Consider the following 15,050-nt stretch of genomic DNA (forward strand, 5'->3'; position numbering starts at 1 on the left):
CTTCACGCTCGCTATCAGGGGTGCTGGATGATCAGGCTATGTTGATCTTCCAGCATGCTCTGCAGGATATCGTGGGACGAGGTGCTGGTGAGATTCCAGCTGGTCAGGTCCACATCCTTCAGGGTGATCTGTTGGGTTATCTGGCCATCACCCGCGGGGGAAACCGAAAGATTCACATCGCTCAGGCCATTGCTCCCTGTGGTCACCGAGGCGGAGAGATGCTTGAGCAGATCATCGACACCATTGCCAGTGACCCCTTGCAGCATATCAGCCAAATCGATCTTGTCCCCTTGCTCCGGATGGAAGTCGGTGATGGTATCGATGGCGGGCAGCCCCTGACTACCCTCATCCCCTTGCTGCCAAACGAAGAGATCGCTGCCAGCCCCACCGGTGAGAATGTCGTTGCCATGGCCCCCCAATAGACGGTCATCGCCGGAGGAACCAAACAGCCAATCCCCCTGATCGGAACCGACCAGCTCATGACCACTCTGGCCGTGCACCGTAATGGTCTCAAGGGGCGTGCTGACGGTTGAACCGCCGACATTCGACTCGGCACTGATCCCCAGCACATGGTCACCGTCACCAAAACCGCTGAAGTAGAGCGGAACCGAGTGATCGGCCGGGATCAGCCAGTCGCCATTGCCATCGGCATGACCGACGCTCTGACCATGCTCGTCCTGCACCTGCGCCCCATTCAGGCCGCTGATGCGGATGGAGAGCTCGCCGGTGGCCGGATTGACCACGCTGGCGTTGATGCCAAGGGGGATAACGGCCCCCTGCAAGGCATGGAACGCATGCTGATCCACCGTCAGACCCGGCATATCCGGCTCGGGAGTGACCGTGATGGTCACCTGATCGGTGTCGCTCAGAGAACCGCCCGCACCGCTGTTGCCCTGATCGGAGGTAGTGACGGTAAGGGTATCCTCTCCCCAGAAATCTTTGGCCGGTTCATAATGCAGGTTGCTTGCCAGCAACTGGTTGAGATCAGCCAGCGACCCCACCAGAGTGATCTCGCTGGTACCCGCCCCCTGCACCATCACGGCACCGGTTGCACCCAGCAAGGTCAGCACACCATGCTCGACCCGCAGCACCATGGAGACAGGCGCACTGCCTGCATCCACATCCTTCACGCTGACGCCGGAGAGCGACAGTGAGCCATCTTCCTTCACCGTCATGCTGCCAGGCAGCTGATTGACCGGGGCATCATTGACCTGCTGCACCTCAATGGGCAGCACATCGGTATCGCTGAGTGCCCCGCCACTACCCGTGTTCCCCTGATCGTTGGTGACCATGGTCAGGGCGTCATTGCCGTAGAAATCACTGTTGCCCTGATAGGTGACCCCACCAGAGAGCAAGGCATTGAGATCGGCCAGCGTGCCGGTCAGCACCAACGAACCGGTGCCGTTGCCGACCACCGTCACGCCGCTGCCAGCAGGCAGCGTCAGGATGCCATGCTCCACCGACAGGGTGATCTTGATGGGGCTGTTGCCCGCGTCCACATCTTTCACCTGCAAACCGTGGATAACGAAGGGCTGATCTTCCTGCGCGACCTGAGGGGTCGTTGGCAATACGTTGATTGGCGCATCGTTGACCGGACTCACCTCCACATGGATGGTGCCATTGACCTCGGGGCCAAGCGCGCCGTTGTCGAGGCTCTGGGCGGTGATCTTGAGATCCAGTGCACCGTTGGCATCATTGGTCACCAGCTCGACTGCACCCAGCTTGCCGCCCTCGGTAGTGACCTGCCAACGACCGCCACCCAGATCAACAACCGTCCCCGCCACGCCATTTGGCAAGCGGATCTCGGCACCATCAGGCACCCCTTCGATGGTGACCCGCACCTGCTCGGGCTTGTTCTCATGCACATTACCCGCACTGCCGCCGGTTGGCTGGGTATCCCGGGTCTCCAGCCCCAGATCCAGAGTAATCACATCCCCTTCGGTACCGTTCGCCTGACCCTGAATGTCGGCGATAAGGGCATCCCCCACCGGATTGACGGTGACGGTAAAGCTGCCACTGGTTTCGAGCGGAATGGTGAGCCCCTTGTCGAGGGTAAAGGCGCTCAGCGACAGATCCACGGTGCCGCTGAAATCAGCTGGCGGGATCAGGGTCAGCTTGGAGAAATCGGTCCCCACCGGGATCTGCCAGACGCCGCCGCCATTGTTGACCGCCGGAACCGACAGGGTGAAACCATCCGGTACCCCCTTGATCTGCAGCGCGACGATCTGCTCCGAGCCATCGTTATCGATAAGGGTTGCGCCAAATCCGGCAAGGTTGACCGTGCCATCTTCGCTCCCCGTGACGCTGTGAACCGAGAGCTGGGCCGGATCGTTGACCGGTCTCACCTCAAAGCCGACCTGTCCGCTCCAGCTGCCGCTGTCAGTCACCTGCTGGCCACCGACCAGCGCGGTATCGACAATATCGACCTTGATGTCGAGCGGTACCTGACCGCTGAAGTGCTCTTTGGGCACAAACACCAAGTCCTTGAGGGCCGCCACATCGTTGACCACCAGGGTGTTGACCGGCTTGCCGCTGCCATCGAGGAAGTAACCATATTTCGCATCCACCGTGATGGTGACCCGCTCAACGGTTTCGAGGCCGCCGCCCGCGATGGAGGGGCTGATATCGGCCAGTTTCACCGAGAGATCGAGGTGGATCTTGCTATCTTCCAGATTGTCAGGCTGTCCGTCATGGTTGGTGTCCTGCACGGTCAGTGTCAGTTCCGGATGCTCGCCACGGCCACTATTCACATCGACCACGGGGGCCACATCGACCCGTACCGTGCTGCTGTCGACCTTGATGTCGCCACTGGCGGTATCGGTATTCACCACCTTCACCTCGATATTGAGCGAGCCGGCAAAGTCTTGCGGCAAGCCGAGGGTCAACCCTTCCAGGCCCGCCAGTGACGGCGACACCTTGATGACGTACTCACCGGTCGAGATGTTGTACTCGGCCCCGCTGATGGTCACGCCTGCTGGCAACCCCTTGAGGACAATGGTCACCTCGTCGCTGGCCTGATCGGCGGCGCCGATATGGATCACGCCTTTGAGCTGCTGACCAAAATCAACCCGGATATCCTCCTTGCCAACCAGCACGGCGTTGTCATCGATATCGACAGTCGCCGCCGGAGTCTTGGGCGTCACTGGCGTGTTCTCAAATTCGGCACTGGTTTTCAGGCTCACTTTGACGTGGGCACTGGCATCGCCATCATCGCCCCGGTCGATCACCATGGCATCGATGCGGATCGGTTGAACCTTGCCGACAACCCCGTCCGGCGCATGCAGCTTGAAGCTGCCGAGATTACCCGCCGGCACGATCCAGCTGCCGTTACCGTTGTTGATACCGCCAATCACCACAAACTGATCGCCTACGCCACCGTTCAACACCGGCAGGTTAATCACCAGATAGTCGATCTCCTCCACGCTCGAGGGATCGAGGTCGGTAAAGAGGAAACGCCCTGCCAGATCGATATCGGCACCGCCCTGACCTACCAGCGGGCCGCCGGTCTGCACCAGCTTGCCATCGGACTCCACCACGGCCTGGATATCGACATGCAGATTGCCATCGATCACCTTCTCGGCCACCGCGCCCGAATCCACATCGTGCTGGGTCACGGTGACATGGCTCTGGATAGTGGTATCCCGATCGCTATCCTCCGGCGCCTTCACCAGCAGTTGTCCCCCGTTGAGCAGGCTGTCGAGCTGGGCGGCTGTCAGGGTGACCTTGCCACTGACCACGGTCAGCGGACTCTCGACACTGCCGACTCGCAGCCAGATCTGGTAGCCATCTTCTACCCCGGAGAGACTCAGCGCCGTGACTTTCTCGGCGCCGTCAGTAAGGGTCGGATGCCAGTCCAGCACGGTGAACTGATCTTCCAGGCCATGGCTGGTCTTGCTGTAATCGGTGGCGTCAATCTCGGGTTCAACCTTGATATGCAGCGGCACATCGAAGCTCTTGTGATCACCATCGTTCTCGGTCACCACCACCTTGGCGATCAGGTTCAAATCCGCCGTGCTGTTGTGGGGCGGCTGTATAAGCAGGTTGCCAAAATCGGAGACATCGACCTGATAGGTCGGCTTGCCATGGGCGTCGAGTCCGGCAAAGGTGAGGGTCAGCTCCTTGCCATTGGCATCAAAGACCCGGGCACCTTCCGGCAACCCTTGCAGCACCACGTTGAGGCTCTCGGAGGTGTCGTTCGGGGTATCGACCCACTCGCCCGAGGTGAGGGTAAAGTTGAGCGGCGCCCGTCCATCCTCACCCACTGTGATGGCATAGCCTGTCCCTTCGGCCTCCCAGCCGGTATTGCCAAGCTCGAAGTGAGGCTGATCCACCACCCCCACCAGATCCACATGAAGGGTCTGGGAGCCCGTCTCCTTTTCGTTCACCACGGTATGGGTCTGGCCGTTGGCATCGGTCAAGGTCGCCGTGTCTTTCACCACTCCCTTGATGGTCAGATCGAAATCGACGTTGCTGTTTTTCGGCGGTTGCAGCTTGAGTTCGCCAATCCGATCAAAAGGAACCTCATAGTAACCGGCTGCGTTCTGTGCAACGGCGGAACCACCCAGCAACAAGGTTGCACCGTCAGGCAGACCACTGATGCGGACAAACATCTGCTCGGAGCCATCGAGTTTGTCATCCAGATGAGCAAGGGAGATCTTGCTGCCCAGATCGAGCAGGGTGTCTTCCTTGCCCTGAATGTCACGCACGGTGAGCTTGGCGTCATCTGCCACCGGATTGACGTTGATCACCAGATCAATTTTGTCTCCCTGCGCCGTGCCCTGACCCTGAGCGATAGGGTTCTTCTCGGTGCTGATCGGCGTCACCGACAGCTTGATGTCACCACTGAAATCCTCGCCCGGAACCACAGTCACCTTGTTGATGTTGCCTGCCGAAACGGTGTAGATGCCATGGCTATTTGGCTTGAGCTCAGCACCGTCGAGCATCAGGGTTCCCTTGCCCGCTTCCAGCTTGATCTGATAGGTCAACGTCTCGGATCTGTCGGTATCAGTCAGGCTCGCCTTGACGTCCAGCTTGATACCTGTGCTGTCTTCATCGGTGTCATAGTGGCGAGTGGTGTTGGCTGTGTCCCACATCGGCTTGTCGGCCACGCCGCGCACCGTCACAGCCAGATCCCCCGTTACGGCCGCAGGTGCCGCCCCTTCGGTGACACCGACCTGCAGTTGCACCTGGAAATGCAGTGGTTGACCGCCATAGCTCCAGCTCGACCAGTTGTTTGAAGGCACAAAGGTCACCCCCTGAGTGGTGTAGTGAACATTATCACTGGTCACCATGGCCGCTGGCGGCACGATAAACCACTTGCCATCAGCCGTGGTGGTGAGGGCAACGCCGTTGTAATAGAAGGTGCCATGGGCATTGGCAGGCGCCTGGATAAGCAACTGATCCACATGCTCACCGCGATCGAAATCGCCAATATCGAGCTGCATGTTGATAGGGATACCCAGCCTCGGGTCTTGCGCCCCCTGATCTTCGTTACCAATGGCTTCGCTAACGGTAAAGCGCACCGCTTCATCCTGCAGATTGAGGGTCAGTGTGCTGTCTGCACGATCGTCATCGCCATCGACCAGATGGGCTGTCACCACCTGACTGAGCTGACTTGCGTCGTGATTGAAACCGGCCGCAGGCTTGAAGGAGTAAGAGCCGTCGGCAGAGATGGTCAGGGTTCCCATCACCTGCTTGCCATCGGGGCTCATTACATCTTGTATCAAAGATCCATTGATGGCGTACGTCTGGCCATTGATGCTGATCGACTCGACGCGGGCACCATCCGCACCTTCATTGGCGGTAGGCAGCAGATCGCCGGTCACACTACTGCTCCCCTCGCTCAGGGTATGAGCCAGCACAGTGCCGATAGGCATGTCATCCTGCACCGTCACGGTCACACTGACGTTCGGACTGCGATCGCCATCATGATCGGTGACAAACAGCGGCACTTCGATGGTCAACTCATCCTTGCCCTGTGCACCGTGATCAAGCTGGCCAACCAGATGGACGCTGTAACTGCCGTTAACATCGAGGTGGACCCAGAAAACGGGCTTGCCCCCCTCGGCCGTAGCCAGATACCAGCCGGTGCTGTGTGCAGCCAGTGTAACCGCTTTGCCACCCGACGTGAGGTGATTGGCCTGATTGAATGCAGCCACATCCAGCTCAAGGGAGGCAACCCGATCCGAACCGGCTGTGATGGTCACCTTGCCACTATCGGTTTCTCCACTCCCTGCAGGTGTGGTCCCCGGATGCTGACCGTTCACTGCATCGAGATCAGACTCCTCGACCCGAACCGGTTCAATGGCGGATATGATCGGGTTGATGCCATCAGTCACCGTGACAGTGGCGGTGCCCTGATTTTTGCTGCCGTCGCTGTCGGTGACTTCGACCGGCAGATTCAGTTCCAGCTTGTTGTCTGCCCCGTGATCCAGGTTGGTATGCACCGTTACCTGATAACCGATCTCTGCGCTGGTGTGAGCGGCGATGGTGGCGGGCACTGTGGGGATGGAGACCGTCATCACTACCAGACCACCACTGGTCACCGCCTGGAAGGTGTGACCATCCGTGCCAACCGCTTTCCAGGTCAGGGTTTCGCCGTTATGGGTGATGGGCTTGCCGCTGGCATCCATGACCTGACCGGAGAGGGTCAGTCGCACATCGGTCACCGGATCCGAGTCAGCCTTGATGGTGATCTTGCCGCTCGTCTGCTGGTCATCAGTGGCAGAATTGGCGCCATCGAAGCGCCCTTCATTGAGGGTTACATCGGTCAGGGTGAGGGTCGGTTTCTCCCCTTCCCCAATCTGGATATTGAGGGTGCCGCTGGTACTGTCGTTGTTACCGCCCGCCTTGTCGTAATCGTTGACGATCACCTTGATGGGCAGCTCGGTCACGGCGTTGCCGCCCTGATGGATCCCCTGATAGAGGGTCACCTGATAGTCAAAACCGTTCTTGCCCGCCTGATCGAGGCTGCCAATCAGCTTGACCTCAAACACCTCGACCCGCTGGCCATCGACCATCACATAGCCCTTGAGCAGCTGGCTACCGGGGATGGCGGAGTCCCCATCAACCAGCTCGTATTTGACGGGCTGGCCAAGTGCAGTGAGCGCTGGTTGCTGGCTGCCATCGGCAAACGCCACCTCGATCACCCGATCCGACCCGGCTTGCACATCGAAGTGACCGGTTTGACTCAAGCTGTTGCTGCCGGTGAGGTCCCCCTCATCCAGGGACACGCCTTTGCCCGGAATAAAGCTCGGTGCCTTGCCATCCACGATGGTGAGCGGCAGTGTGGTACCAATGCGATCGCCATCCTTGTCGGCCAGGGTGACGGCAAGCGGCAGGTTGAGCGATTCACTCCCCTTGTGATCCAGCTCGCCGCTCAGGGTGACCTTGGCGGTGACGCTCCAGTTACCGTTGTTATCGACCAGGCTCAGCTCGGCGCGCAGCACCACCTGGCCACCGGCGGCTCCGACCAGCTGGCCGGTTGCGGGATCAACGGCGAAAGTGACCGGGTTACCGTGGCTGGTGAGTCCGGTCAGGGTGCTCTGAATCGCGGCGATATCAAAACCAAGAGAGTTAGGGTCAAGGGCATCACTGCCGTGCGCGACCAAGAAACTCATGGTGCTGACGGCAGCCGTCTCCCCTTGCGCCATCTCGGTAATAGTGGTGCCAGTCACGGCGGAGATGGTCGGGTTGGCACCATCCCACACCGCCACAGTGATGGTTGAGAAGACCTTGTCTCCATCGCTGTCGAGCAGGGTAAAGCCCGCCTTGAGCAGACTGTCGGCACTGCCCTGATCCAGCGGTTGATGGAGGGTAAAGCTGTATTTGCCATCGTTGCCGAGGGTCAGCTCAAACACCAGCTTTCCATCTGGGGTACGCCCCTCGATAAGATGGTCAGCCACCGTGATGGTCACGGCCTGCTTGCCCGAGGTGAACCCTTGCAGCCCCGGCTGATTGGCATCGAAAGTGATGCTGGTCAGCGGATCGCTGCCCGCCGTGATAGTCAGATCGCCGTTAAGGGTCTGGCCCTGCTGCCAGTTGCTATCTTCGGTGAGCGTGAGGGAGACAGGATTAACCTGCGGCAAGGCACCATCGGTAATGGTGATATTGAGGGTGCCGAGATTGCTCTTGTCGCCGTCAAAATCTGAGCCCTGTACCTTCAGGCCAAGGTTGAGGCTGTTGGTCGCTTCCGGCTCGTCAAACACCCCGGTCAGGGCGACACTGTATTTGCCATCCAGACCGATGGTAACGGTGAGGATCGTCTTGCCCTGCCAATCCTTGACGATCAGCTGGTTGTCTTGAACCTCGTAAGTCGTCGCTTTGCCCTGGCTGGTGAGCCCATCCAGCGCCGGTTGGCTGGCCTCAAAGTTGAGGGAGACCAGACGATCGCTCCCCACCATCACCGGCAGTTGACCATCAATACTCTGGTTGCCACCTTCTTGCAGGGCGACGCCTCTATCGAGACCGAGCACAGGGTCTGCGCTATCACTTACTGTGATAGTAGCGGTTCCCTGATTTTTGCTGCCATCGCTGTCGGTGACTTCTACCGGCAAGGTCAGGTTGAGTTTGTTATCCGCCCCGTGATCCAGGTTGGTATGCACCGTCACCTGATAACCGATCTCTGCGCTGGTGTGAGCGGCGATGGTGGCGGGCACAGTGGGGATGGAGACCGTCATCACTACCAGACCACCACTGGTCACCGCCTGGAAGGTGTGACCATCCGTGCCAACCGCTTTCCAGGTCAATACTTCGCCATTGTGGGTAATGGGCTTGCCGTTGGCATCCATAACCTGACCGGAGAGGGTCAGTCGCACATCGGTCACCGGATCCGAGTCAGCTTTGATGATTATTTTGCCGCTAGCCTGTTGGTCATCCACCGCCGAGTTGGCGCCATCGAAACGCCCTTCGCTTAAGGTGACGCCAGTCAGGGTGAGGGTCGGTTTCTCCCCTTCCCCAATCTGGATATTGAGGGTGCCGCTGGTGCTGTCGTTGTTACCGCCCGCCTTGTCGTAGTCGTTGACGATCACCTTGATGGGCAACTCGGTCACGGCGTTGCCGCCCTGATGAAGCCCCTGATAGAGAGTGACCTGATAGTCAAACCCGTTTTTGCCCGCCTGATCGAGGCTGCCAATCAGCTTGACCTCAAACACCTCGACCCGCTGGCCATCCACCATCACATAACCCTTGAGCAGCTGGCTACCGGGGATGGCGGGGTCCCCATCAACCAGCTCGTATTTGACGGGCTGGCCAAGTGCTGTGAGCGCCGGTTGCTGGCTGCCATCGGCAAAGGCCACCTCGACCACCCGATCCGACCCGGCTTGCACATCGAAGTGACCGGTTTGACTCAAGCTGTTGCCGCCGGTGAGGTTTCCCTCATCCAGGGTTACACCAGTGCCCGGGATAAAACTCGGCGCCTTGCCGTCCGCAATGGTGAGCGGCAGCGTGGTACCGATGCGATCGCCATCCTTATCGGCCAGGGTGACGGCAAGCGGCAGGTTGAGGGATTCACTCCCCTTGTGATCCAGCTCGCCGCTCAGGGTAACCTTGGCGGTGACGCTCCAGTTACCGTTGTTATCGAGCAGGCTCAGCTCGGCGCGCAGCACCACCTGCCCACCGGCGGTCCCGACCAGCTGGCCGGTTGCGGGATCGACGGTGAAAGTAACCGGGTTGCCGTGGCTGGTGAGTCCGGTCAGGGTGCTCTGGATAGCGGCGATGTCAAAACCGAGGGATGCTGGGTCGAGGGCATCGCTGCCGTGCGCGACCGAGAAACTCATGGTGCTGACGGCAGCCATCTCCCCTTGCGCCATCTCGGTGATGATGGTGCCGGTCACGGCGGAGATGGTCGGATTGGCACCATCACCCACCGCCACAGTAATGGTGGAGGAGACCTTGTCACCATCGCTGTCGAGCAGGGTAAAGCCTGCCTTGAGCAGGCTGTCGGCACTGCCCTGATCCAGCGGTTGATGGAGGGTGAAGCTGTATTTGCCATCGTTACCGAGGGTCAGCTCAAACACCAGCTTGCCATCTGGGGTACGTCCCTCGATACGATGATCGGCCACCGCGATCGTCACGGCCTGCTTGCCCGAGGTGAACCCTTGCAGCCCCGGCTGATTAGCATCGAAAGTGATGCTGGCCAGCGGATCGCTGCCCGCAGTGATAGTCAGATCGCCGTCAAGGGTCTGGCCTTGCTGCCAGTTGCTATCTTCGGTGAGCGTGAGGGAGACAGGATTAACCTGCGGCAAGGCACCGTCGGTAATGGTGATATTGAGGATGCCGAGATTGCTCTTGTCCCCGTCAAAATCTGAGCCCTGTACCTTCAGGCCAAGGTTGAGGCTGTTGGTCGCTTCCGGCTCGTCAAACACCCCGGTCAGGGAGACATTGTATTTCCCATCCAGACCAATAGTAACGGTGAGGATTGCCTTGCCCTGCCAATCCTTGACGATCAGCTGGTTGTCCTGAACCTCGTAAGTCGTCGCCTTGCCCTGGCTGGTGAGCCCATCCAGCGCCGGTTGGCTGGCCTCAAAGTTGAGGGAGATCAGACGATCGCTCCCCACCGTCACCGGCAGCTGACCATCGATGCTCTGGTTGCCCCCTTCTTGCAGGGCGACCCCCTTGTCGATGCCCAATGCGGGATCACTGCCATCATTGACAGTCAACGTCAGGTTAGCGCTGGTGCTGTCCCCATCTATCTCGTTGGCGCTCACCTGCAAATCGAGGGAAAGCGTGTCGCTCCCCTGATGATCGAGCGGGCCGGTGAGGGTGACCACCACCCGCCCAGCCAGATCGCTGCCCTGCTGCTGCGCATTCAATTCGGCGCGCAGCACCTCCACCCGTTGGCCACTGCCATCCAGGTAGTAACCCACCAAGGTGCGATCATCGGCAAATTCAAACGTCAGCGGATGACCATCGCTGGCAAGACCCGAGCCGTTGAGGGTAGTCAGGGTACTGTTCTGATTACTGAACACCAGCGAATCCACCAACAAAGGATCGACACCGTGTTTGACTACAAAGCGGCTCTCACCCACTACGGCAGCACCGTTGATAAAGGCATCTTCGGTCAGGGTAATGGGCGGGAGATCAACGTCAAAGTTGGGTGGATTGCTGTCCACCAGATTGATCACCAGCGGCGCCTTCACCAGATCGCCGTCGCTGTCTCGATATTCGAGATTGAACGGCAGGCGCAACACGTCCTGACCGTGATCCAGGCTCTGACTCCAGACGATGCGGTAACTGCCATCATTGTTGAGGGTCAGGGTGAAGACAGTCGCCCCACCAGCACTGGCGGTCAGGGTCTGACCGTTGATGATGTAGCCAAGGGGCGCGCCATGGCTGACGAGCCCCAGCCCTTCCAAGGTACTCTGATCAGCGGCGAACTGGACTTGCAGATTGCCATCCTGGCCAGCACCGGTATTTAGACTGCCGGTCGCGGTGATCGGGCCACCGGCCAATCCGGCTTCGGAGAGCGTCAGGGTTTCGCTCTGACCGATCAGCGGCGCCCCATCGCTGGCGCTGTTGCCCGCCAGATCGGTGACACTGGCACGCACTTCAAAGGATTGATTGATACCGGAGAGATCAAGACCTGATACCTGCCAGCGGCCATCGGCCCCCACCTGTGCCGAGGTGGTCAACAGCGGCTGGCCATTGCTGTCAACAAGTGTGATGGTGACACTCTGACCCGCTTCCACATTGCTGGTGGAACCGGTCAGGGTGGCGCTGCTGTTGCCAAACAGGGCAGTGGTATCGAGATCATCGATGTCGATAGATGCCTGAGTATCGACATTGATAACGAGGATATCGCTGGCGCGGTTGCCGGCAATATCCACGGAATTGACCTGAAACTGGTACTGGCCATCGGCCAGGGTCTGCGACAGCTGATATTGCCAGTTACCGGCGGCATCCACCGTCAGGACGGTGAGCACGCTGCCGCCAAGGCTCAGGGTTACGGTGGCGCCGGGCTCCCCTTTGCCCTGCAGCAGCGGGGTATTGTCGCGGGTCAGATCATCGGTCTGGCTGGCGCCGGTGTCGCTCTCATCGGCGAGATCGAGGGTAATGGTGGTGATGGTATCAAGCAGAGTCTGTCCGGTGTCGCTGGCATTGTTGCCCGCCTGATCCTGGGTGTTGGCCACAATCTGCAACGGGCCATCCACCAGCTTGCCGGTCACATCGCCAAAATTGGCTTCCCACACCAGGCCGGGCAGCACCACGGTCGTCACCGTCAGTGAATTTCCCGCCTGATCGATAAGGGTCACAGTGACTGGCTGGCCTACCTCCACATCATCCACCACACCACTAATGATGACGCCAGCCGCTTCATCGGCGTTGATAATGTTGTCGCTGGTTTGGGGCTCGGTGATGGTGATGGCGGCAAAGAAATCACGCTCTTCGGAAAACAGCTGCTCATCGCCAACAGGTTGCACCGCATGGTCGGTATCAAAACCGGCCTCGGCCAGGGTGGCATCATTGGTACGATCGACCACCACAAATCCACCCGAGCTGGAACCTGCTACACCACCGATATTGCCCGCAGCGGCTGCGTTACCGGCGGCCGCCGCTTGAAACAGCTCTGTCGGGTCAATACCCTGACGGATCGCCTCCTGCAACGAGGCCAGTTCCGGATCGGCCGGTTGCCCATCAGCAGCAGGTGTGGCGGGCTCAGGTTGGGCGGCCATATCTTGCTCACCAGTAGGCTCACTGCCCGGCTCGGCTAGTTGAAAGTGGCCCCCTTGGGCAGTTTGCAGGCGGTCCCCCGGCTGCAATGCCATCCCCACCTTTGCTCGTATGACAGATCCATCTGCACTGATGACAAACACGGAACCCTCGAGTTGGGAGATCACCGTGGACTTTTCAATTTGCAACTCAGCCATACAACCTCCAGCAAAACCTTAACCACCAACATCAGTACCTACAGGGTACTTGTCTGTTCAATAATCATACCGCACCAGACTAAGTGGGTCTTTTCGCTATTTTCGACAATAATTGCCATAAAATGGCCATAACTTACAAGATTGTGCATCTAACAGACCCTTTTTAATAAAATGAGATTTGGATGGACCCAATTCCATCACCTTTATTAATGGGTCTATCAGACTTCATGTGACCATTTCTGTCGTTTGACGATAAATCCACTGCTGCCTCAATAAATGGATCATAATCCGAAGGTCAAAAGCTCACACCACAACACCGCAAATTTGCATATTCAGTCAATTATTAGCATAAGATATTGCCAGAATATGTGAACAATACGGCAGCAATCAGGATCAGCAGCAAAAAGTGCCTGTACGTAGCTGTATCGATCAAACGCCTGCCATCGAATGCTCGGCAGTTAACAAGAAGTTGAGTTTCCATAAAATTTAATCCAGATCTCATTTCAGCGATCAATCCTGTGCACCAATTGATCTGGCACAACTCTCCCTTCGATAAATCATCATTAAATTTACCTATTTGTTAGGGTAACCCTCGAGCAATCATATATTGCGCGGTTTTATTCACCCGCAAGCGAATGTCTGCCCACCCCGCCGGACGGGGGGAAGATCCACACCAAGATGGAACGGGTCAGACGAGACCAAAACATTTATCTGGGAGTGATAAACGTGGGTTCACAACACAGGCATATCAAACTGGGCCTCGCCACCCTGCTGCTGACTACCAGCCTTGGCACCAGCGGCTGGGCACTGGCTGATGACGCAACCACCAAGGGCAAGATAGAGGCGCGCAGCGAGCTGTTCGCCAAGGATCACGCCGATCAGTTCACCAGCTGGCAAGCCACCAGCGAAAGCAAGGAGCGTACCGACGCGCTGGCGGAAGATCCCAATATGGTGGTGCTGTGGGGCGGTTACCCCTTCGCCAAGGATTACAACAAGCCGCGGGGCCACTTCTATGCGCTGACCGATGTACGGGAAACCCTGCGTACCGGCGCCCCCAAGACAGCCGAAGATGGCCCGCTGCCGATGGCCTGCTGGAGCTGCAAAGGCCCGGATGTGGCCCGCGTCATCGACGAGAAGGGTGAAGATGGCTACTTCAAAGGGATGTGGGCCAAGGGTGGGCCGGAAGTAGTCAACACCATCGGCTGCGCCGACTGCCACGACACCGCCTCGAAGGAGTTCAAGGAGGGCAAACCTGCCCTGCACCTCTCCCGTCCCTATGCCGACCGGGCCATGACCGCCATTGGCAAGCCATTCAAGGAGCAAGGGCGCTTTGATCAGCAGTCCCAGGTGTGCGGCCAGTGCCACGTGGAGTACTACTTCAGCGGCCCCACCAAGGCGGTGAAATTCCCCTGGGACAAGGGCACCACAGTTGAGCAGATGGAGCAGTATTACGATGAAATAGGCTTTGCCGACTGGACCCATGCCCTCTCCAAGACCCCCATGCTCAAAGCCCAGCACCCCGAGTACGAGACCTGGCGCGCCGGCATTCACGGCCAGAACAACGTCGCCTGCGTCGACTGCCACATGCCCAAGGTGCAGAACGAACAGGGCAAGGTCTACACCGATCACAAGGTAGGCAACCCCTTCGATCGCTTCGATCAGACCTGCCGCAACTGCCACACCCAGAGCAAGGAGATGCTGCAAGGGATCGTCAAGCAGCGCAAAGAGGCTGTAATCGAAACCAAGCTGAAGGTCGAGAAGCAGCTGGTACACGCCCACTTTGAAGCCAAGGCGGCCTGGGATGCCGGCGCCACCGAGGCAGAGATGAAGGATATTCTGCAGGACATCCGTCACGCCCAGTGGCGCTGGGACTACGCCATCGCCTCCCATGGGGTGCAGATGCACGCCCCCGAAGTGGCCCTCAAGGTACTTGGCAGCGCGCTGGATAAAGCCGCTGACGCCCGCACCAAGCTGGCGCGCCTGTTGGCCAGCAAGGGGATCAGCCACGAAATCGCCATCCCCGACATCTCCACCAAGGAGAAAGCGCAAGCGGCCCTTGGCATGGATATGAAGCAGTTCAACAGCGACAAGGCCCAGTTCCTCAAGACCACGGTCCCCGCCTGGGATGCCGAGGCCAAAGCGGCCGGACGGCTGGCACAGTAACGGCGCCTGCAGGCCCGGCGC

General features: G+C 58.9%; 2 protein-coding genes. One reads left to right on the forward strand and one right to left on the reverse strand.

Annotated features, from left to right (window positions below; all coding sequences use genetic code 11):
- Positions 1-14: 14 nt before the first annotated feature.
- The gene (locus I6L46_RS07545) at positions 15-12,866 is read right to left on the reverse strand and encodes a retention module-containing protein (protein WP_216977780.1); all 12,852 of its coding nucleotides are present in this window, start codon (positions 12,864-12,866) and stop codon (positions 15-17) included.
- A 720-nt stretch (positions 12,867-13,586) separates the two neighbouring features.
- On the opposite strand from I6L46_RS07545, the gene nrfA reads away from it, so the two are divergent.
- Positions 13,587-15,029 (forward strand): ammonia-forming nitrite reductase cytochrome c552 subunit, encoded by a 1,443-nt coding sequence (gene nrfA, locus I6L46_RS07550; RefSeq protein WP_216978028.1) that lies wholly within the window; start codon positions 13,587-13,589, stop codon positions 15,027-15,029.
- Positions 15,030-15,050: the final 21 nt, after the last annotated feature.

This window comes from Aeromonas sp. FDAARGOS 1416, from assembly GCF_019048085.1.
GTDB classification, from domain to species: Bacteria; Pseudomonadota; Gammaproteobacteria; order Enterobacterales; family Aeromonadaceae; genus Aeromonas; species Aeromonas veronii.